Below are 21,817 nucleotides of genomic sequence, written 5' to 3'. Positions count from 1 at the left end.
AAGCGCGTCATGTTTATCGTACACGTCGCTCTCCAGGGTTGCCTGAAATCCAAGGATGTCGATTATGGAATCACATCCGACACCGGTGGCCATATAAAGTATCTACTGGAACTCGTCGCGGCGCAGGCGAAGAACCCCGCGATTGCGCGGATCGTGATTGCAACCCGCGCCTTCGACAGCGTCTATGGGGACGAATATCGCGCCGGCATAGAACGCATCGGTCCGAAGGTCGAGATCGTCCGGATCGCAACCGCCCGATCGGGCTATCTCGCGAAGGAAGACATCTGGAGCGAAACGGAAAGCTTCGCTGCCGGCCTCGGGGATTGGCTCGAAACGCAAGAGGCGTTCCCGGATCTGCTACACGCCCATTACGCGGACGCCGCGACGGTGGCCGCCACCGTGCGCAGCCGCTATGGAACGCCTTTCGTCTTCACCGCCCATTCGCTCGGCAGGATCAAGAAGGCCGTAGTCCGCTTAGCCGACTTGCCGAGCCAGGCGCGGGCCTCGCTGGAACGGCGCATCGAGATCGAAGAGAAGGCCTTCGACGAAGCCGATCTCATCATCGCCTCCTCACGCGACGAGGCGGAGGTACAGTATGCCGCCTATCGAAATTACGACCCAGGCAAGATACGGATCATCGAGCCCGGCATCGATCTCGCGGTCTACCGCTCCGCCGAACCGACGCAGCGCGTAGACGAGATGATCGCACCCTTCCTGCGATATCCGGACAAGCCCGTCATCCTTGCGATCGCGCGTCCGGTCGCGAAGAAGAATTTGCCGTTGCTGGTCGAATCCTTCGGTCGCGATCCTTGGCTGCGAGAGAACGCCAATCTTTTGATCATCGCGGGTACGCGCGAAGATATCAACGGCCTCGATCCGGAACTTGCTGAGGAGATGCACAAGATCCTCGACCTGATCGATCGCTACGATCTATACGGAAAGGTCGCGGTTCCGAAATCGCATCGCCCGTCGGATGTCCCGGCGATCTATGCCTTTGCCCGGGCGCGCGGCGGCATCTTCGCCAACCCCGCGCTGAACGAGCCCTTCGGCCTCACCCTCCTGGAAGCCACAGCGAGCGGGCTGCCAGTCGTCGCGACCGACAGCGGTGGACCGAACGATATTGTGGAACGATGTGGCAATGGGCGGCTCATCAACCCTCAAGAACCCGACCAGATCGCCGAAGCCTGCCGGGACATCCTCCGTGACGAGGGTCTGCGCAAGCGATATGCTGAGGCCGGCTCGGCCGCCGTTTCGGCTTATGATTGGCAGAGCCATGCCGAACGATGCCGCAAGCTCGTTGCCCGGCTGACATTGACGCCCCGCTCTCGTCGACGCCGAGCGATGAGGCAACTTCTCGTCTGCGACATCGACAATACGCTGACCGGCTCGCCGCCCTGTATCCGGGCGTTTCGCCGCTGGCATGAAGGAGAGCGAAGCCTCACCTTCGCCGTAGCAACCGGCCGCTCTTTTCACAGCGCCTTGTCCATTCTCGAGAAGCAGGACGCGCCGAACCCCGAGATCATCATCTCTTCGGTTGGCTCGGAAATCTACTGGCTGGAACCGAACGGCGTTACCTATCGCCGCGATGAAGCCTGGAGCCGCTTCATTGCAAAAGGATGGAAACGAAGTGCGCTTCGAGATGCGCTCGACACCTTCGAAGGGATCATTCCACAAGGCGCGCTCGAGCAGCGGGAATTTAAACTCAGCTATCTGGCGGAGGGCGACGGTTCGATCATCACTCGCCTCCATGCTCATCTTCGAGCGAGGGGCCTTTCCGCCTCGATCATTCACAGCCACGGACGCTATCTCGACGTCCTGCCACCCGCAGCTTCCAAGGGAGCCGCGATCGTCCATCTCAACCGCCGGCTCAAACTTGCAGTAGAGAACGTCTTTGCCGCCGGCGACAGTGGCAACGACATCGAGATGCTGCGTTCGGTGCCGCAATCGATCATTGTCGCCAATTATTCGGACAGCCTCGCGGCGCGGCCCGATCTCGCACATTCCTATGTCGCACGGAAAACGCACGCGCTCGGCATCATCGAGGGCGTCAAGCATTTCCGTAGCCTCGCGACACGGGCTCGAACCCATTGAGCGTCAGCGTCCTGACGCTAGTTCGCGGAAGGCGCGTTCAACTCGTCAACCTGATGCTCAGCCTTGCCGAACAGACACGTCCGCCAGACGAACTGGTTATCGCCTTCATGCAAGAAGAGGTCGAACCGGATCTGCCGGAGATTGGCATCCCGGTCCGCTTCCTCACCGTGCCGGGCGATGTTCTTCCGCTGGCAAGAGCACGCAACGCGGCGGCGAGCGCCTCGCATGGCGATACGATGATATTTCTCGACGTCGATTGCATCGCAAGCCCGACCCTCGTCGAAAGCTTCGAGGCGGCGGCCACCTCGGAGCGCGGTCTATTTCTCGGCGAAGTTCTTTATTTGCCGGAAGGCGCGTTGGTCGAACCGCTCGACTTTGCGACGCTCGACGTTGTGGGTATTCCCCATCCATCGAAACCCGAAATGCCACAGACAAGCTGGCGTAGGGAAACCAACTCCGGAGAATTCTGGGGCCTGTCATTCGCTCTTCGCAAGTCGCTCTGGGATGGCCTCGGAGGTATGGACGAGCGATTCATCGGCTATGGCGGAGAAGAAACCGACCTCGCGGCACGTCTCGACAAAGCCCGTATCCCGGTCTGGTGGACGGCAAATGCCCGTGCCTACCACCAACACCATCCCGTTCATGTTCCACCGCTCAACCATTTCGACTCGATCATCCGCAATGCGCGGCTGTTCTTTCAAAAGCACGGATACTGGTGCATGACCTACTGGCTCGGGCAGTTCGCTCAAGAAAGACTGATCGCATGGTCGGAAGCTGGTGCCAGTATCGAGGTGCTTCGCGAACCGGATGCCGAGATGATCGCAGCTGCGCGCCAACCCGGCTATGTTCGCTTCAGCTGAATAGTTGAGCGCCGGCGCCTAGTAGACTTCCAGGTTCGAAGCGCTGCAACGCTCCGTCCGTCGTCTCTGTTCGCTTCGATCTCTTCAACTTGCTTCTGCAGCAACACCATCCGGCCGGGTGACCGATCCGTAAAGCCTTGGCTGTTTCTCGTTCCACAGTTCGTCGGTGAGATGTTCAAGCCAGCCTGCTGCCTTGTCAGCTGCTTCGGGATCGTAGAGCGCGGCTATCCTTGCAGTATCAAGGGATCTCGCCTCATCCATCAGCGCCCGCCAGTTTGGGATGTCGCCCGGCCAGCGCGGAGCGAAAACAGCGGCATTGAGTGCCGCAAGGGCTTCAGCCTTGCGGGCCTGTTCCCCAAAATAGCGCCATTCCGGCATGACAATGAAAGGTCGGGCAACGCGCGCGATTTCCGTGACGGTGTTATCACCGGCAGAGGCGATGACGATATCCGCGGCCGCCAGATAGTCGGTCACGTTCGACACCCAACCCAGCTCCCTAAGATTCGAGAAATCGGTCTCGTGCCCCTCTTTCAGTGTTGGTCCAAGCACCAGCCAGTCGGCATCCGGAAGTGCGCGAGCCCCCACGGTCAGCGGAGCGTAGGGCGTTCCCGCCCCGCCGCCGCCGGTGAGAATGACCACGACCTCGCGGGCTTGGTCGAGGCCGAGCTTCCTGCGTGCGTCCTCTTTGCTAAGAACCGGATCGCGTGTGGTGCAAAGCCCTCCCGAATAAAAGGTCTTCGCCCTGAGGTGGCGCGGAAAATCGGTCTGCTCCAGACGCTCGTCATAGGGAGCGAGCATGCCGACGCTGGACTCATAACTACCAAGATGCCCAGCATCGGAGCGATCACCGTGCATGCGGATCTGAACCGCCGGAACTGAAGCGATACGCGCCATGAGCGCGATCTCGGATGAAACGTCGACGACGAAAAGCCCGACGCCGCGGTCGTCGAGATGGTCTAGAATAGTACGCATCGTTCTGCGCATTTCTTTCAGGCCGAGCGGCACGCAATGAAGGATCGAAGGCGTCGGCTCTGCGTATAGGCGTGGTGTCGGGACCGCTGCGCCGATCATATTCGGAAGCGCGACGAGTTCGATGTCCCTGGCGAACCCTTCGAACAGATGCGGACCGGCAGTCAGCACGGAGACCGGCCGGGTCCGCGAGAAAGCCTCCACCATCGCCATAGTCCTGTTGGCGTGGCCGCGGCCCTGATGGTGAACGAAGAACGCTATCGGCTTCATTGCAGGATTATTGAGCGATGATGGCGCATAAGTCTCACGCCTCGATGGCTTCTTCGAGAGCTCGAACCGGCAGTCGGGGGTCGGTGCTTCGAATTGCTAGTTAGGGAGAGACGGAAGCTTTGGTGTACGATAGCGTCGCGGCCACGTATTTTGCTGGGTCGAGATGTTGGCCGGACCAACCGACAGCGATTTGACTTCAAGCAGCAGGCGTTCCGGGTTCTTCGAAATCGGATACGAATGAGCGATGGCGGCGACACCCCTTCTCAATTCAATCCGATCTGCGTTGCTCCCTTGCGGAAAAGCGTTTCCGTTTCGGGTGGAAACTTGAAGGTCCGGAAGAACTCGTCGATCCGGTAACCGGGCAGCGATGCGCGTATGTTGGCAGCGACCACGCGCGCCTCGTCCTCGCGTCCGGCAAGTGCCAGGCAGAGGGCTGCAATCTGTCGGATGATGATGTGCGCGTTCGGGCGTGCCATTGCCCTCAAGGCGCAGTCCGCAGCCTCGTCGAACCGGCCGAGCCGGACATTGGCCATTGCTTTCGCGCCGTACATTCCGAAGAGCAGTGGATCGAACGGGCTGAGCCGCTGCGAATGATCGGCCGACGAGATCGCCTTCATCGGGTCGCCCGACTGCGAATGAACGAAGGAAAGCGCGTAGTGGCCGAGCGCGAAGTTCGGGCTGAGATCGACGGCCCGCTCGAGTTCGGCGATCGCCTGTCCCTCGTCCCTTCTGAGCCATAGTGCCCTGCCCATGGCCCAATGGGCGGCCGGATCGTGATCATCGACAAGCAGGCTCCGTTGTGCTGCTGCATAGGCAAGCTCGGTCTCGCTCTGCCGGTCCTGCCACTTCTGGAACGCGTTCTGCCAGTGCGTGAAGGACAAACCTGCATGGGCACGCGAGAAGGTCGGATCGGTGGCGACTGACTGCTGGAAGAAGCCGTGTGCGAGTTGATTGTCTTCCCGGGTAAAGCGGTACATGTGCCAGAGGCCGCGGTGATAGGCCTCCCAGGCGTTGAGTGAGTTCGGTGGCCTCAAGATCGCGCGGTTCTTCTCTGCGGTCTCGATCTCGCTGGCGATCGACCATACGATCATATTTCCGATCTGATCGAGGACATCAAAGGCCTCGTCCTCGGCACCCTCGTATTCGTCCGACCAAATGATGCGAGCGCTCTGCGCCTCGACCAGTTCGACTGTCACCGAGAGGCGCCCAGCACGTCGCCGGACCATGCCGCTGGCGACATAGTCGACGTTCAACCGCTGACCAGCGTCCTCGGCGCCGATGCCGCGCTCGGCCAGCGCGAAGACGGAGCCTTGGGCAATCACGAAGATTGAGCGCAGCTTGGCGAGACGGACGATGATGTCGCGGGTCAAGCCAGCCCCGAGACCGGTACGGGGCGCCACGGCGTCGGGCTCAAGAAAGGGCATCACAGCCAGAGACGCGCGGTCAGCGACAGGAGCGACCTTCGCGGCGGGAACGGCAGCCGGTTCGGCGACCGCGGCGGGGGTAGCCCGAAGTCTGCGCCACGCGAGCACGAGGGGGGCGGCATCCATGTCTTCAGCTTCGAAGAGCCGGACGGCGGCTGCCAAATGGCGTTCCGCCTCGACGTTCGGCAGAGATGCCATTAGCGAGAGGTGCGCACGCATCTCGAACGGAGCCAGGCTCGTCCATCGTTCGCACAACTCCCGCGTGTCCGTGTCATCGGCCGGCAGGCGCGTGATGATCTGTGCCAGAACAGCAGCATGACAGGAACGGAAGTAACTGCGACGAGCTTCCAGCCAGTGATCGAGCTGGGGGCTGCGCTTCAGATCGAGACCCTCGAGGAATTCGCCGGTGAAGAGCGTCAGCACGCGGCGCAACTCGTCTATTCCCGCATTCTCCACCCCGACGCGCATTATCCTCCGGATCTCGAGCGCATCCACTGCAGTGTCTGTCAGATCGAGAGACACCATGTCCTCTTCGACGACGACGCGGCGGCCGCCGGCGCGCTTCAGAACCGCCCGAAGTCGGCTGAGATACCAGCGCAGCTCGCCCCTGGGATCGCTTGGTAGATCCCCCAACAGATCGCATAGACGGCTGCGGCCCACGGGGTTCTCCGCGAGCGCAAGATAGGCAAGCAGCGCCCGGAGCTTGCGCGACGCCGGAAACTCGATCGTCTGGCCGTCAAACAGCACCCGTAGTCGACCCATCGTCCGGATCGCCAGCGCAAGTCGGGCTTCGTCATGCCCCGGCCTTTGCGATTCCACGCGAGTTTCCACGCTCGTTTCCACGCCTGCTCCTTTGCGCCCATTCTATCACGGACAGCATCCGGAGCGATCCGGTTCCTGAATCCTCGGATCGCACACGCGGTCTGGAAGCAGGCAACTCGCTCAAGAGGAGCAAGAGATGAGACCAAACTCCTGCATACGAGCCACCCTTGCGAACGCGTTAGGGTTGGCCGCGGCGATCACGCTTGCGGCCCCGGCGTATGCCGACCATCCCGGCACGGCTCATCACAAGGTGGTCGCAGTCGAGGATATCACGTTCAAACCGGGCCCCGCGACCTTGCCGCCCGGCGTCCAGTTTGCGGTATTGCACGGCAGTCCTTCCGAGGAAGGGCCATTCGTCATGCGGCTCAAGTTCCCGGCAGGCTACGCCATTCCCCCGCACACCCATCCCGAGGAGGAGCATGTCACGGTCCTCTCGGGCGGTTTCGGTATAGGAACGGGCGAGCAGTTCGACGCCGCCAAGGCGCCTATCCTGAAGCCTGGCAGCTTCGTGCAGATCTCGACGGGCATGGCCCACTTCGTCCGCATCGAAGATGAAACCCTCGTGCAGATCAACGCGATCGGCCCCTTCGGCATCACCTATGTCGACCCGGCCGACGATCCGCGCGGTACGAACTGAGCCTCAGTCACACCGGTCCGGCCGCCGTGTCGGTTGAGCCGGACCGACCAGAAAAAGCTAGAGGAAAAAGAGATGCAAACTTCAACCCTCCGGACCACTGGAGGACGCGGCCGTCTGTTCGACAGCGTCCTCGATACCATCGGCGACACGCCCGTGATCCGCGTCAACAACCTCCGTGTCGGCGACACCACGCTGTACGTCAAGGCGGAGTTCTTCAACCCGGCCGGTTCCGTAAAGGACCGGCTGGCGCTGAACATTATCGAGGACGCCGAACGGCGCGGTCTGCTCAAACCGGGCCAGACCGTCATCGAGGCGACGAGCGGCAATACGGGTATCGGGCTCGCCATCGTCTGCGCGCAGAAGGGTTACCCGCTCGTCGTGACGATGGCCGACAGCTTCTCAGTCGAGCGCCGCAAGCTGATGCGTATGCTCGGGGCCAAGGTCGTGCTCACGCCGCGCGCCGAGAAGGGCTACGGCATGTACCGCAAAGCGGTCGAGTTGGCCGAGGCCAACGGATGGTTCCTTGCCCGACAGTTCGAGACAAAAGCGAATGCCGACATCCATGCGGCAACCACAGCGCGAGAGATCCTTGGCGACTTCGCCGGTCAACGTCTCGACTGGTTCGTCACCGGCTATGGCACCGGCGGCACGGTTTCGGGTGTCGGTCGCGTGTTGCGCAAGGAGCGGCCGGAGACCCGGATCGTCTTGGTGGAGCCCGCGAATGCGGCACTCCTGTCGAGCGGCGTTGCGCAGAACCGTGGCTCCGATGGCGCGCCAACCTCTGGCCATCCTGCTTTCGAGCCACATCCGATTCAGGGCTGGACCCCTGATTTCATCCCGTACGTGCTCCAGGAAGCGGTTTCGGGCCATTTTTACGACGAAGTAGTCAAGATCGCCGGGCCCGAAGCGATCAAATGGACCCGAGAACTTGCGCGTCGGGAGGGCATCTTCTGCGGCATCTCCTCTGGCGCCACCTTCGCGGTCGCCCGGCAGATTGCCGAAACGGCGCCCGCAGGATCGGTCATCCTCTGCATGCTGCCCGACACCGGCGAGCGCTACCTGTCGACGCCGCTGTTCGAGGGCATCGAGGCGGATATGGACGTTGAAGAAATGGCGCTGTCGCACTCGACCGCCAGCGCCCGGTTCGCGGCCTGACCGCCATGCGCGAGGGTTCGCCATTTCCGCGCGAGGAGACGCTCGACCCGGTCGACTGGTCCGAGGTCGAACGGATTGCTGTCGGCGCCGTCTCCGACGCCGTGCGCTACCTACGCAAGGTGCGGGAACGACCAGTCTGGCAGCCGATCCCGGCAGAGGTGAGGGCAGGCTTCCGAGCCTGTGTTCCCGACCGGCCCACCCCGCTCGTCGAGGTGATGCGCGAGCTGCAGGATACGGTGATGCCCTACCCGATGGGCAACATCCATCCGCGTTTCTGGGCCTGGTTCATGGGCTCGGGCAGCTTCACCGGCGCGTTGGCGGACTTCCTCGCCGGCGTACAGGGATCGAACCTTGGCGGCGGCGATCACGCCGCCGTTCATCTCGACCGGCAGGTCGTCGATTGGTGCCGCCAGATGGTCGGTATGAGCAAGACGACAGCCGGCACATTGGTCGACGGCGGATCGGCGGCCAACCTCATCGGATTGACCGTGGCGAGGAACGCCATGGCCGGAATAGATGTCCGAGCAGAGGGGGTGGCCGCAGTAGAGGCGCCCCTACGCTTTTACGGATCGGACCAGGTGCACTGCTGTCACCGCAAGGCTGTCGAAGCGCTCGGCCTCGGCAACCGGGCGTTGCGCCGCATCGCAAGCGACAAGGCATACCGCATCGACCTTGACCGTCTGCGAAAGGCGATCGCAGAGGACCGTGCGGAGGGCTTCCGTCCCGTCTGCGTGATCGCGACTGCCGGAACCGTCAACACGGGGTCGATCGACGATCTCGGAGCCCTGGCGGATCTCTGCGCCGCCGAAGGCATGTGGCTACATGTCGACGGCTGCATTGGCGCGCTGCTCTCCATAGCGCCGCGAAGCGCTCATCTGGTCGAGGGATTGGCGCGGGCCGACTCGCTGGCGCTCGATCCGCACAAATGGTTGCATGCGCCCTTTTCGGTGGGCTGTGCCCTGATCCGCGACGGTGCGCTATTGCGGCAAGCCTATGCAACCATGCCGGAATACCTCGAAACCGCACCGCGCGGCATCGCTGCCGGGCCATGGCTGCACCAGTCCGGACCGGAGACGACGCGAAATTTCCGAGCGCTGAAGGTTTGGATGCTGCTGAAGGAGCACGGCACCGCGAAGTTCGGCAGGTTGATCGACCAGAACGTCGATCAGGCCCGCCACCTCGCCTCGCTGGTCGAGGCACATCCCCGTCTGACGCTCGTCGCGCCGCAGGTCATCAATATCGTCTGCTTCCGCTACGATCCCGGCAATTTGGACGAGGTTGCGTGCAAGGCGCTAAACGTCGAGATCATGCTGCGGCTACAGGACAAAGGCATCGCCGTTCTTTCCGATACCGCGCTTTTGGGTTCACACACGCTGAGGGCTGCCATCTGCAATCACCGGACGACCTCTGCGGATATCGATCTTCTAGCCCGCGAGGTGGTCAGGATCGGCGACGAACTGTCGGCGGCAACTCACACAAAACCAGTCCTCGAAAGCTCTCCAGCAACTGTCAAATAAGACTGCCGTCCGTCTGTTACCCGGCCCTGGGACTCGACCTTACCTGACCTTAATCTGAAAAATCGACTCGCCCAATCGAGGCTACCAAAGTATCTTATGAAGCGCCCCAAGCCGAGGCGTCGACGGGGCGGTCCGCTCGCGAGTTCTATCTCATCGCGCGGTCGCTGGCACTTCTACACTAGGCTTTACGGAGTCCCCTTCCTAGGTACGCTGGCGCTGCTCGACTGACGATGGTCGTAACCTCTTAGGACGCTGGCGTGCGGCACAGCCATTCACTATGTCGCGCGACTGCTTATAGGCCGCGTCACCTCCATTGCCGCGGTCTCAGACGGTGCTATCACCGGTGGCGGTGAACCCGGCGAAACAAAGGACATATGCATGTTCGCTTGGCGCGCCGGCTGGTCCGATATTCTCAAAAAGATCTACGGCACCTTGCTGCTCGGCAGCTGCTGATTTTGATAGTCGCTACTCGGGGCGGGGCGTTCCGAAAATCGCAGCACTTGCAATGGCTGCTCATCGTTCGCCCGTTTGCAACGAGCGTGCGATTTCGGACCGGCCGAGTCGCATACGCAGATTGTATGCGACCTTTGTGCGGAAATAGTACCGACCGCCTTTGACACGCAGGTTTGCAGTGTGCGCCATGGAACGCGCTCTAACCGGAGTGGACCAGCTCGGTGGACCTGTCGGAAATCCATCGAACGATCGATCGTTCGAAACGATTCGAAAAGCAGAGTCTAGAGGAGACATAGGCTGCGGATTCTTTTTGCGAACTGGTTTCTGGTCGCCCGGCAGTACTGTCGCGGTCAATCGAAACGAAAATAGTTAGATGAGCCAGCGTACTAGCGCCGAATGTTCCTGCTAGCCAAAATCGGATCTACCCGGCCCTGGCGCCGCCATTGCCTAGAAAAGCCTTGCCGCGCGCCCCATACGAATTGCTGTTGTGTGGAACGGAGTTGTCGTTTGATGTGATCGGACTCTCGTTTCGCGGAATTGGATTGCGCCTACGCGAGATGGGAGTTCCGGTTTACGCACATTTTTAGCGCTAGAGGAGAAGGCTCGTGCGTGAAACTTCTCGCATTGTTCGGAGGCGCTTGTCTCCGACTTTCCCTCGGCGGCTGCTGCGAGCCGCGCGTCGCAAAGACGATCTAAGTCGAGTATTGGATGGTGAGTAAGCGGCGCCCATGTCCCTCGCGTGGCCGGGCAGCCTCCCAGAGATGGTCGCTTTAAGCGGAGAGGGTTAGCGCGTAGAGCCACAGCCAAGTCGAGCGATGGCGGGATTTTGGGAGTATAGAGAGCAGAGAAGATGCTGGCGCATTCGGACGATCTGCAGCTTGCAGGGACGGAGACCCGCATTCGCACGTCGGAACTGCCAGCGGTGCGTCAATCGATGGGATAAAGCCGTCTTGACGTCCGAGAGTTGGCTCGTCGCGCTCGGACGCACTTGCTACGGACATGACGCAGTCGCGCGGCGACCGTCGCCGTCACGGTCAAAGACGGTCGGCGAACGTGGCGCAAAGCCGATTGCCAGGGTTCAGGTGTCCGCGACAGAGTGAGACAGCAGACCGTCGGTACGATGGTCATCAAGCGACTTTGCCGATGATCCACCGCGGGAGTTCGCTTGTCGTGGCGATCTATGCGGCTCTCCGGAACTATGCTTTGTTCAGCGGCCGGCGTGCATCTCGATCGGCCTTGATCAGTATGTTCTGGAAGTCACGAAGTGACAGGTCATTGTTGGTCTTCGTCAGCTCATTCAGATTGAAAATCAGCTGTTCGAGGAAGCGAACCCCCAGAACCTCCTTACTGAACGGTGGCCTCAGCCATCCTCTGGGGGTTTCCATCCCGACTGATCTCCAACTCTGGTGGCATAGCTTGAGCAGTTCGCGCGCCGTCAGCCGGATGGTGCGCATATCCTGTAAGACATACTGGGGCTCGCAAATGCGAAAGCATCGCGGCAGACATTGATCGCGCCAGAGCGCGAAGAGGTTTGCCAATCGGCGCGCGTAGATCTCGTCGGAAACGGGAAAAGACAGGAGCGCCTCAATCTCCTCACGAATCTTCGCCGCCTACGACCCGCCGCTCTCTTCAGGCGGCGAGCGCCGGTCCCGATGACCTTGAGAATGAAAGCATCGCGTATCGCGATGAATCTGTGGACATGCGCAAGGTCGATATCGATGACAGGACCGCGAATGCGATAACCGCGGTCATCGACGATGATGTCGTCAGGATGTGGAGTGACGTCATCGGCCCTGGCGAGTATCGCAGCCTCGCTCATGCCACTTTGCGGGGCCTGGCGGATTGATTGCTGGAGAACCTTGGTCTGGCCCTTCAGGACTTTCCTCCCGAACGCTCTGTCCTCGAGGATCTGCTTTGCGAGAATAAGCTCCAATTTGAACAGCATCTTGGTGATCTGGTTGAGCGCGTGGGGCCAACCCTTCATCGCGACGAGTTTGCATTTTTCGAGAATTGCTTCTCGCGTAGTGAGTTCTAGGCGATCCCATTCTGGCTTACGGTCACTTTCAGGTCGACGTGATCGAGGATCGCCCGTTCGGTAGCAGACACGTGAATGCGAAGGCAGTGGTGGTCGCTTTCGAAGGTGTTTTGAGACGATCCAGAAGTGCGCTTCGTCATGCGGCATCTCCCGCGAGCGTGTCGCTCTGAGACCGCGCGGTCTCGACTTCGGTAAGAGTCCCGCCGGATGCCAGGAAGTATGCTGTCTGCCCAGTGACGGTCTGCATCGCCTGACAATCATATTGCAGTAGGCGGCATCGAATTCGACGAGCCGGGCCCGACGCCCGTATTTCTCGGCAGCAATCAGCGTCGAGCCCGACCCGCCGAACACGTCCAAAACGATGGCGCCTCGGTTCGAACAGGCTCGCGGGGCATCGGCGATCATCGCCACAGGCTTGAAGGTCGGATACATGGCCAGGTCTGCATCCCGCGTCACCCAAAGCTGTTGGCTCCCGCATAGTCCCAGACGTTCGAGCGATAGGGTCCGGTGTCTCTCAGACCGAGATTGTTTATGGGGACCGTGGCCCTTCTTGAAGACAAATACCAGCTCGTGCTTCGAGCGATAGAACGATTCCATGCCGGCATTGCTCTTGTTCCAGACGCAGAGGTTCTTGAACTCGGTGAGAAGCGCAGACCCTTTCAGCCGGCAAAAAACTCTGCACCAAATCCGCGTAGTCATAAGATCAGGAGAATACCGGCCGTGAGCGACGGCTTGCTGGCCATCTGACACAAAGGCCAGTGCTCAGTCTCGAAACCGATGTAAATATCTAGCCGCAGCCAGATCAAAAGAACGCTTTGCAGGGGCGGGAAAGAGAGGGAGGGGGGATCCCGGTCTAACCTTCTCTAAGCCCCGCGAATGCCCCGCCGGCGCTGGAAACTGGATCTAACGGGCGATCGACGGAGAGTAGCGGACGTATTTGTCGTTCGCGATTTCAATCAGCATGAAATCCGCGACACCGCCCCTCGAAATGCGCGTGCCTCGTTGCGGCAGATTGTCGAGGCTTATACCTCGTAGGCGGCCCCCTCAACAGCGTGCTCTCGATCCGAAACGGCCTCGACAGGGTCGGCGCGCTCCGCGACCTGCGGCGCTTCCCTCCCACCATACGAGCGCTGCTGGCACCCGACGCTCAGCTAAACGTCGAGAGCTTCGATTCCCGTATCGGCACCGATGCCGCCGCCCGGGCTCGGACCGCCGAGAAGACGGTGACGGGCCGCTATCTCAGCGAGGTCGGCCTGCGCTTCTCTTACTGCGAGCTGATCTTCACATAGTCCACTGCTCCAGGTAGACGCCAAGACGATCCGGGAAGTCGCGCCGAAGACCGGTTTCGGCCGCGACATCCTTCAGCGTGGGGCCGAGCACTACCTTGCCCCCTTTGTGCCGCTATGACGCCGGCGGCTGCGGGTCAGCGGAAATTTCGCCCGGGAACCGATACTGACGATGCGCAGATCCGCGCGCTCGTGCGTGCCGAGGTGCTGAACGCGGCCGGGCTTAGCTGGTCGAACTTCGTTGTCGCTACCTGTGGGGACGACCTCATCGGGGCTGCGTAGGTTCGCCGCCATCGCGACGGCTCGATTCGGTCGTAATGGCGCGTACCCGTCGCGACCGAGATGGCGCCGCGGCTCTGATCCAGGCGCTCCCGTCGTTGCAGGCCGACCAGCTGTGTGTCGTCTCCAGCCGTCATTTGGCCTCCCAGTATGCGCAGTTCGGCTGCCGGTCCAGCGGCACGAGCCATTCCGTCCGGCGTCCAATTTAGCCTTCTGACAGGCTGGCTGGCCGACCTTCGAACCCATCTGCGAGGGCTTTGAGCATCGCAGATCGGCGTTCTGGCACGCAGCCAACTATGAACAATTTAAGAGCGGACATTGCATTAGGCTGCCGTTTCAGCTTCGAGTAACATAGTTGGTATTCAGCGAGACGAATCGTACAGCCTGCAATTTTCAGCTGCCTCGACAGCGAATTTCGCCAGCCAGATCTTTGTAACAGGCCGCGAACAGGGGCCTGGAACGGCTGTATCAAGCTACGGCGGCCTTACTGCAAGGCGTGGCGCACGCCGTCGCGGATCAACACCATATTGAGCAGGAGTTGGTCAGAATACTTTTGGAGAAAGGCAATCTGCTCGCTGTTCTTCGTCTCTTGGCGATGCCCTTCGTTACGCAACCCGCCTAATAGGTTGCTGCGGTAGGGAAAGGCAGATGTGTGGTGTGTTATTATGCTCTCATTTCCGCTTTAAGGCTATTAAGTCGAACTTTCGCTCGCTTAGAAGACTGGCGTCGGCGTATCCCCGACAGCACTGCAATCTCAGTTCGTCTCCACCTGAAATGTCCTGGGTACGTGTTCGCCGATGTCCCGACCTGGTCCTAGCCCCACCGTCGTCGCAGAGCGGAAGTGGATCCCGGTCTGAATGCGCGATCGACATTCTCGGATGCGGCCGACGTGAAGCTTTTGAAGCTCCTTCACGGTGCCTTGTCGAGCGCAGTCGTTGAGGTCATCGCGAATCCGTCGTCTCCAAAAACTCCGGCAAGCACCGTCACCGCAGCCGCCCCAGCACGGAATGCGTCGAAGGATGGTCCTGGATTGGCGGCGTCGCCAGTTAGGGCGCCCACTCAGCGATCGCGAAGGTCTTGTCGTTTCCGTCCTTCTCGCCCGGCAGCATTGCAGACAAAAGGACGATGAGCAGCAAACATGAATAGGCGGCAAGGCTAGCCTCGCGCGGCGGCACGACCCGAAGGGCAGCGACGAAGAGTCCATGGTAGCCGAAGAGTTGCCCGATTTCCTAGCGCTCAAGCAATGGCAGCTGACGGGGAATCCGTGCCTATCCAACGGGAGACGATGACGACAAAGCCCATGACTCCGGCGATGCCGAGAGCCATGGTAGAGAGCTTGAAATGGGGTACGGCGCCGCTTATCGCGGTCATTGCAGCGAGCTCGACAATGTAAGAAGAGCGACCAGACGAGAGAGCGCCGTATTCAGGGGAGAGAACGAGATGGAGGAACTCACAGGTGAATCCGGGTGAGCGGGCCGGGTATGCCCGGCCCGGTTCGAAGGTTCAGCGCCGTGCCTCGAAGACAAGGTTGAACGGCGTTTCAGTCGCTCGGCGGAAGTGGCTGAAACCCGCCTTGCGAAATACTTCGGCCAGACGCGCCTCGCCGGCCTGCGCGCCGAGGACCATGTGCCCTCCCTCGGAAATCGCATGGGCACAACAAATCACCGTCGATGCTGCATAATAGAGCTGCCCCGACAGCGTCAGGTTGTCGGCGACGTGATCGTGCGCGAAGGGCTCGACCAGCATCACCGTGCCGCCGGGTGCCAGCACGTCGGCTGCGTTGGTTGCGGCGGCAACCGGGTCGCCCAGATCGTGCAGCACGTCGAAGAAGCAGATCAGTCCGTACTGCCTGTCCGGATAGGTCGTCGCCCTGGCCAGCGCGAAATCCGTGCGCCCTGACAAGCCCGCGGCCTCGGCATGGCCGCGTGCCTCTTCGATCGAGGCAGAGTGCGTGTCGAAGCCGTGGAAGCGCGAGTTCGGGAAAGCCTCGGCCATTAGAAGCGTCGAGTGGCCGTGGCCGCAGCCGATATCGGCGACGTCGATCCCCTCGTTGAGGCGGTCGACGACACCGTCGAGCGTCGGAAGCCAATTGGCGACGAGGTTCGCCTTGTAGCCGTTGCGATAGAAGCCTGCGCTACCGCAGGCCATGCGACGATCATGTTCGCCCCAGGAAACGCCCGATCCGTTACGGATCGCTGTCAGCGACTTCTCCTCGTCTGCCCACATCGAACCCGGGACGTTCCAGGCAGCAGGGATATAGAACGGGCTATCCTCGTCGGCGAGTACGGCGGCCTGTTCGGGCAGGAGCTCATAGGTGTCGCTCGCGGCGTGATAGGCGAGATAGCCCCCCGCCGCCTCAGCGCTCAGCCATTCGCGCACATAGCGTTCGGCGCAGCCCGAGCGTTCTGCAACCTCCTTCGACGACAGCGGCCCGCTGCCCGCCATGGCGCGATAGATACCAAGTTTAGCGCCCAGACTGATCATTACTCCGCTGTAGCCTGCGGCAAGGTCGCTTACGGCTTTGCCGACGAAGGCGTCTAGCTTGGTTTGATCGATGGCATGTCTATCGAGCATTGTTTTTATCCTCGATGAAGTTGGTGATGGCGCGGACTTTACGTTCGCGGTAGTTTCTCCGACAGAGCCGGGCGTGCCCGAGATCGGTTCATTTCTGCCAATCCGGCCGTCGCGCCTGGCAGCCACCAGCTCGAATTGTTTCAATGAGGAACCCAGGCCCGGAACCAATCCAGGTCGCCATCGTGGCACTGCCGGACGCGGTCATCTCGACGCTCGCCGGGGTGTTCGATGTGCTGAATGGCGCGGCAATGATGGGCATCGTCACGCCCGGCCAAACGCCGATCGAGGTCCGGATTGTCGGCGAGAAATCCGGTCCGCTGCGGCTGGCGAGCGGCGTTCCGGTCGAAGTCCAGACCAGCGTGGACGACGTGTCGGAATGCGACATCGTGATTGTGCCATCAATTTTGCTGGCGGCCGGGGGCTGGCGGCGTGACCGCTATCCCAAACTGGTCACCTGGGCTGTACGAATGCACGGCCGCGGCGCCCGTATCTGCTCGGCCTGCTCCGGCCTGTTCCTCCTTGCCGAGACCGGGCTTTTCGACGGTCGCGACGCGACAGTTCATTTCAGTTACGCCGATGCTTTTTCCGAGCTGTACCCCGAAGTTGCCGTCCACCCTGAGCGCGTGCTCGTCATATCGGGCTGCCGCGAGGAATTGGTCAGTTCAGGTGCCTCGAACACCTGGCACGATCTCGTGCTCTACCTGATCGCACATCATGTGGGTGCCACCGTCGCGCTGGAGGTGGCGCGCCTATTCGCTCTGCAATGGCATCAGGACGGCCTGACCCCGTACATGGTCTTCGAGGGGCAGAGCAATCATGGCGATGCAGAGATCGCGGGAGCGCAGGAATGGCTGAAAGACAACTTTTCAGTCGGAAGTCCCGTCGAGGAAATGATCCGGCGCTCCCGGTTGGCCGAGCGGACCTTTAAGCGACGCTTTGCGAGTGCGACGGGACTCGCGCCCATCGCCTATGTCCAGCGCCTTCGGATCGAGGACGCCAAGCGGCGTCTCGAAAGGACAGATTCCTCGGTCGAAGACATAAGCTGGCGCGTCGGCTACGAAGAGCCGGCCTTCTTCCGACGTCTCTTCAAGCGCACGACCGGCATGGCACCGGGGGCCTACCGCAGACGGTTCCAGATCCCTGATTTCGCCCGCAGCACGACAGCTTCGGGCGCAGCTGACCCAAACGAACCGGAGACGACACGCCCGGCACTGACATCCGTAATGCCGCGAGGCTAGGGCTCTCCGGCAGCGATATCCTGCTCATCTCTGCCGCTCGCCGTTCTCAGGAGTGCCAAGATGTCCGCACCCAAAAACCTCGTGGCGACGCTCGGGGTCGCCGTCTGACGGGACCTTCCCGAGGAGAGCATCTACGAGGTTCTGGAAGCGTTCTGGGAGAATATTGAGAAGGCGTGCAAGACAGCGCGCCCCAAGATCAAGGTTACGCTGGACGATCTGGGTGCGGCCACCAACATGCCGCTTCATTCGGGTGCTCGCCACTTATACGAGGATGCCGGCATCGCGATCCCGGCGGCGATGCATTAGCGCTTTGCGCTGTACCTATTTTCGCTGCATGTGGACAAGGTCGTGCAGCATTGTCGCCTCGCGTCGCGCGGTGAGATCGCCTCCCGTCCTGCCATCCATTGCCGCCTCGGCCGTCGCGATCGCGAGATCGGTCCAGCCGAGGGGCTCGTCCTTCGTATAGTCCTGGAGCGCTTCAATCGCTTCGCGTGCGAGCTTGTCGTCCGCGGAATTGACCGCGTGCTCCAGAACGAGGCGGTGAAACCAGAGGACGCTGTGAGAGGCCGAATGCCAAGCGACAAGCCGGCGCCCGGCTTCAATCATGGTTCGGCGCTCGGCCTCGTCTGGCAGCACCAGGGCAGAAAGCCCTAGCAGGAAACCGCCATTGAAGGTGTCGTCCTTCGCCCCGACGAGATGAGGATGCAGTCGACGCCTGGCTTCTTCGATATCGCCTGTCCGGTGGCAAAAGAGGATATGCAGGACATCGAGCGTGGTCGCGAAACGTCGCTCCGGATCACTTTCGAGTAGCTGGTCCAGCCTTGCGAGATCCTCTGCGGCTCCTTCGACGTCGAGAGCGTTGAGCCGCATCTCGGCGCGGGTTTGCCGGGCCAGCATCTCCGCCCGAGCGGCCCCTGAGGAGCAGGAGTTGTTCAGTGCGAGATCGCTCAGAATAAACGCTTTCGGTCCCGGATCGGCGAGATGCAGCGCATAGGCCCGCATGAAGCCGAATTCCTCTAGAACCATGCCGAGCCCGTTTTCCTCGGCGATCGTCACAGCCTTGTCGAAGAAGCCATAGGCCGAGCGGATGCGGCCGACCACGTAAGTTGCGTCTCCCATGCCGCCATAGGCACGCGCCAGCGCCCGGACGTCCCCCACAGGCTCGACGAGTTTCAGCGCGGTTTGGTGGTGATAGAAGCATGTTAAATAATCCGCGCGCACGAAGGCGCGGTTGCCCCGCTGTTCGTGAATTTCGGCCCGCCCGATGCCACCAAGACCGATCGTGTCGGCGATCTCCTCGGCATCGGAAAGCGCGCGATCGGCTTCTGCTCCTCGGTCCAGCCGGTGAAAGACCAGAGCCATACGCACGAGCATGGCGATGCGCGTCTCGTCGCGAGTCGCCTTGCCGAAGGCCGATCGATAATCCTGCAATGCACCGTTGAGATCGCCCCGGATGCGGCGCGTGCCGGCACGGCATGAGTAGATTTCGGCGATCACCTCCGGGTCGGCATCAAGGGCGAGTCCCGCCTCAATATAGGTCGTCGCGGCGGCGAAACGGCGCGATGCGATCATCGCGCTCGCCGCGGCCGCCGCCGCGCGACTGCCGTCCGCCGCATCGTCGGACAGAAGCGCGTGATCGGCCCATGGCAGCGGGCTCACACCCCGATAATAGGCGGCGGCGCGGCCGTGGAAGACCTTCCGGATATCTGGCGGAACGCTGTGATAGATCGCTTGCTGGACGAGGTCGTGACCGAAGGCCAGCTCGTCGCCGGATCGGATCATCAGATCGCCGGTCGGGGTAGGTAAGGGACTTGCAGGAAAGATCGCGCGATAGGCCGCCGGATCGACGATACGGCCGAGTACGGAGGCTTGACGAAGGGCTGTGCGGATCTCCTCGGGCAGTCGCTCGATCTGCTCCTGCACGAGGCTCGTCACGGTCGCTGGCAAGCTGCCCTCCCGCCAGCCGTCCTCCAGAAGCCGCAGCAGGAAGAGGGGGTGACCAGCCGCCTTTTCGACGGCCTGGCGGCGATGTTCCTCGGAAGTGCTCGCGATCGAGCCGGCTAGAAGATCGGCTGCTTTGGGCGGCAGGGGCGCGAGGGCGATCCGGATGAGCGAGGCCTGTCCGCGCGCTGCGATACGTGGCGCGAGCGAGGCTTCACCCGAGCGTTCAGTCAGAACGATACAGAGGGGAAACCATGATGTCATGTCCGTGAGATCGAGCAGAAAGTCGAGGGCGCCGAGGCCCGCCCAGTGGCAGTCCTCCACCACGAGAAGCGCCCCGCTCCGCCCGCCGCTTCGGCGCAGCATAAGCCCGAGCATGTTAAGTTCGCGTCGGCGGCGTTCAGCGGGCACCATGGCACTGAGGCGGAGAGTTTCGGACGGCGTGAGCGGCGCGCCACGCAGGTCCGCAAAGATCGCCTGATCGTGCGGATCGCAAGGTGGGTCGACTTCCCCATCGCCTGTGAGCGCCTCGGCGATGCGGTGCGGCACGGAGGTGGTTGCCGATCCGAAGGCCGAAAAACTCATCGAGACGCAGCGAATGTTCTCCGCGGAAATCTGCGTAATTGCCTCTTCGATCAGCCGCGTCTTGCCGATGCCGGCTTCACCGGTCACGTGAATCGTCAGGCCCGATTCTTCTTCGGCAGAGCTTCTGATCGCGCCGACGATTTGGGCAATTTCCTGCTGCCTGCCGACGAAAGGCGGCTTTGGCCGCGTCGAGGTCACTCGGTGCTCCAGGAGAACGCCGTTCTGGCCGACCGCCAGGCTCGCTGCCGGGTCGATGCCGAGACGGGAGGCAAGGCGCCGGTCGAGGGCGACGCTGCCGGGCTCGGTGGCGGCGGCGAGACGCAGCGCGCGCATGCCGACCCGACTTGTCCCGGCCTTCTCGCCGATCACCATCGTTTCCTCGGCGAGCCCGAAGGAAGCCTGCTCGCCATGAGCGGCGGCAAGATCAAGCGCGATTGTCGCCGCCTGCTCCGCATGTCGATCCGAGGTGCGGTCGAGGCCGAAAATCACGAGCATCTCGCCGGGGTTTTCGGCGAAGAGCCGCGCACCGTCACTCTCCGCGCATTCCGCCATCCGGCGCGCCCAGTCCGAGCCGCCGTTCGTATCCTCGCCGGCATCGAATCCGGCCAGGACAATAACCTGTCGCAGATGGGCAGATGGCTGATCCGAGCCGGCCGGAAGGGCCTCTCCGCCCTGACTCGAGGCGCCATGGCTTCGCCGATTGCGGATGGCATCGAAGAGTTGTGTCGTCTCCGCTTCCGGGGCGACGTCGAGATCGCGGTGGAGGCGTTCTTTCAGCATTCGGAAGCGCGAAAGGGCGGCCGCCCCGTCGCCTTTCGCCGCATCGAGCGCCATCAAGCGCCTGTGCGCTGCCTCCTGAAGCGGATCGATGGCGAGAAGCCGGTGCGCAATCGGCGCGGCCTCGGGGCGTTCGCCGATCCGATGGAGTTCGGCAAGGAAAGCCGAAAGCGCGATATCGCGCAGGCGCGTCCGCTCCAGAGCGAGATAATCCTCGATCGCGCGCTCGCGGAACACATGGCCTTCGAGAAGCTCGCCGCGATAATGGCGAGCCGCTTCGGCCATCTCCCCGTCCGCCGCTGCCTGCCGGAAGAGCGCGATGTCGCTCGTCACCCCCTGGCCCAGACGAACCGTCTCGGTATCGCCCTCCACGAGACCGGGCCCGACAGCCCGGCGGATCTGGGCGAGGGTCTGCCGCAAACTGGAGCGAGCCTGCTCGATATCGCTGACCTCCCACAAGACGCTCGCAACCTGCGAACGGGTCAGGACGCCGTTGCGTGCAAGCGCGAGCATCGCAAGCAGCGCGCGCCCCTTGCGGGGGTTCAGCGAGCAGTCGCCCGCTTCGCTCCGAAGCGCGAAGCCACCGAGGAGATCAAGCGACCAGGTCATATCGTTTCACGCATTTTTCACGGCTCACCTGCGCCGCCTTTCACGAGCCCCCCGCATCAATCACGCCATGGGAAACCTCTCATCGAGAAAGGCAGCCCCCATGGCGATCACCTTTGCAACTCTCATGCGTCGTATCCGCCGGGAATTGCCATTTCACTTCGCTGTGGTTCGCTGCAGGCGGGTCAAGCTTGCCGGGCTTTCCGATCACATTCGCCGCGATGTCGGCCTGCCAGAGCGTGGGCATTACTATCGCCCCCTAGCCGCCGATCTTCACCATCATGACCAAAGGTAACAA

General features: G+C 61.9%; 14 protein-coding genes and 2 pseudogenes. 9 read left to right on the top strand and 7 right to left on the bottom strand.

What is annotated here, in order from left to right; genetic code table 11:
* Positions 1 to 9: 9 nt before the first annotated feature.
* Positions 10 to 2,091 (top strand): HAD-IIB family hydrolase, encoded by a 2,082-nt coding sequence (locus FP2506_RS15465; protein ID WP_007068508.1) that lies wholly within the window; start codon positions 10 to 12, stop codon positions 2,089 to 2,091.
* Entirely contained in the window at positions 2,088 to 2,951 is an 864-nt protein-coding gene (locus FP2506_RS15460) for a glycosyltransferase family 2 protein (RefSeq protein ID WP_007068507.1), read from the top strand. The genes FP2506_RS15465 and FP2506_RS15460 overlap by 4 nt, the downstream gene beginning before the upstream one ends.
* 84 nt (positions 2,952 to 3,035) lie before the next feature.
* On the opposite strand, the gene FP2506_RS15455 is transcribed toward FP2506_RS15460, so the two are convergent.
* Both FP2506_RS15455 and FP2506_RS15450 read right to left on the bottom strand, forming a co-directional pair.
* Complete coding sequence (locus FP2506_RS15455; RefSeq protein WP_007068506.1) at positions 3,036 to 4,190, bottom strand: glycosyltransferase; 1,155 nt, start codon at positions 4,188 to 4,190, stop codon at positions 3,036 to 3,038.
* A 263-nt stretch (positions 4,191 to 4,453) separates the two neighbouring features.
* A complete protein-coding gene (locus FP2506_RS15450) occupies positions 4,454 to 6,457 on the bottom strand; it encodes a hypothetical protein (protein ID WP_007068505.1) in 2,004 nt (667 codons plus the stop codon).
* Positions 6,458 to 6,620: 163 nt separating this feature from the next.
* On the opposite strand from FP2506_RS15450, the gene FP2506_RS15445 reads away from it, so the two are divergent.
* The 3 genes from FP2506_RS15445 to FP2506_RS15435 all read left to right on the top strand — a co-directional run bounded on the left by FP2506_RS15445 (position 6,621) and on the right by FP2506_RS15435 (position 9,745).
* Positions 6,621 to 7,073 carry a cupin domain-containing protein gene (locus FP2506_RS15445; RefSeq protein ID WP_007068504.1) on the top strand — a complete coding sequence of 151 codons (453 nt, stop codon included), beginning with the start codon at positions 6,621 to 6,623 and terminating at the stop codon, positions 7,071 to 7,073.
* A gap of 72 nt (positions 7,074 to 7,145) precedes the next feature.
* Positions 7,146 to 8,228 (top strand): cysteine synthase A, encoded by a 1,083-nt coding sequence (cysK, locus tag FP2506_RS15440; protein WP_040489187.1) that lies wholly within the window; start codon positions 7,146 to 7,148, stop codon positions 8,226 to 8,228.
* 5 nt (positions 8,229 to 8,233) lie between these two features.
* On the top strand, positions 8,234 to 9,745 hold the full coding sequence (locus FP2506_RS15435) for a pyridoxal phosphate-dependent decarboxylase family protein (protein ID WP_007068502.1): 1,512 nt from the start codon (positions 8,234 to 8,236) through the stop codon (positions 9,743 to 9,745).
* 513 nt (positions 9,746 to 10,258) lie between these two features.
* Here the strand turns inward: FP2506_RS15435 and FP2506_RS19575 are convergent.
* The 3 genes and pseudogenes from FP2506_RS19575 to FP2506_RS19570 form a co-directional block, all read right to left on the bottom strand.
* Positions 10,259 to 10,387: a DUF6538 domain-containing protein gene (locus FP2506_RS19575; protein WP_425277086.1), complete on the bottom strand. Its 129-nt coding sequence runs from the start codon at positions 10,385 to 10,387 to the stop codon at positions 10,259 to 10,261.
* Positions 10,388 to 12,229: 1,842 nt separating this feature from the next.
* Entirely contained in the window at positions 12,230 to 12,373 is a 144-nt protein-coding gene (locus FP2506_RS19280) for a hypothetical protein (RefSeq protein ID WP_007068498.1), read from the bottom strand.
* A 172-nt stretch (positions 12,374 to 12,545) separates the two neighbouring features.
* Positions 12,546 to 12,830 (bottom strand): annotated as a pseudogene (locus FP2506_RS19570) (DNA methyltransferase); the annotation flags it as partial.
* 455 nt (positions 12,831 to 13,285) lie between these two features.
* Between FP2506_RS19570 and FP2506_RS15415 the strand changes: the two are divergent.
* A complete protein-coding gene (locus FP2506_RS15415) occupies positions 13,286 to 13,522 on the top strand; it encodes a hypothetical protein (RefSeq protein ID WP_007068495.1) in 237 nt (78 codons plus the stop codon).
* Between the two features lie 1,779 nt (positions 13,523 to 15,301).
* Here the strand turns inward: FP2506_RS15415 and FP2506_RS15410 are convergent.
* Entirely contained in the window at positions 15,302 to 16,372 is a 1,071-nt protein-coding gene (locus FP2506_RS15410; protein ID WP_007068491.1) for a class I SAM-dependent methyltransferase, read from the bottom strand.
* 143 nt (positions 16,373 to 16,515) lie between these two features.
* On the opposite strand from FP2506_RS15410, the gene FP2506_RS15405 reads away from it, so the two are divergent.
* A complete protein-coding gene (locus FP2506_RS15405) occupies positions 16,516 to 17,610 on the top strand; it encodes a GlxA family transcriptional regulator (RefSeq protein ID WP_007068490.1) in 1,095 nt (364 codons plus the stop codon).
* 123 nt (positions 17,611 to 17,733) lie between these two features.
* A pseudogene (locus FP2506_RS19565) lies at positions 17,734 to 17,916 on the top strand (hypothetical protein); the annotation flags it as partial.
* A gap of 15 nt (positions 17,917 to 17,931) precedes the next feature.
* Here FP2506_RS19565 and FP2506_RS15395 read toward each other — a convergent pair.
* Positions 17,932 to 21,522, bottom strand: coding sequence for an ATP-binding protein (locus FP2506_RS15395; protein ID WP_007068489.1), 3,591 nt, complete (start codon positions 21,520 to 21,522; stop codon positions 17,932 to 17,934).
* 100 nt (positions 21,523 to 21,622) lie between these two features.
* Here FP2506_RS15395 and FP2506_RS18830 point away from each other — a divergent pair, with 100 nt between their 5' ends.
* Positions 21,623 to 21,814, top strand: coding sequence for a hypothetical protein (locus tag FP2506_RS18830; RefSeq protein WP_148227598.1), 192 nt, complete (start codon positions 21,623 to 21,625; stop codon positions 21,812 to 21,814).
* Positions 21,815 to 21,817: the final 3 nt, after the last annotated feature.

It is taken from the genome of Fulvimarina pelagi HTCC2506, assembly GCF_000153705.1.
Taxonomy (GTDB): Bacteria; Pseudomonadota; Alphaproteobacteria; order Rhizobiales; family Rhizobiaceae; genus Fulvimarina; species Fulvimarina pelagi.
This window is presented reverse-complemented; position numbering and strand designations above follow the sequence as displayed.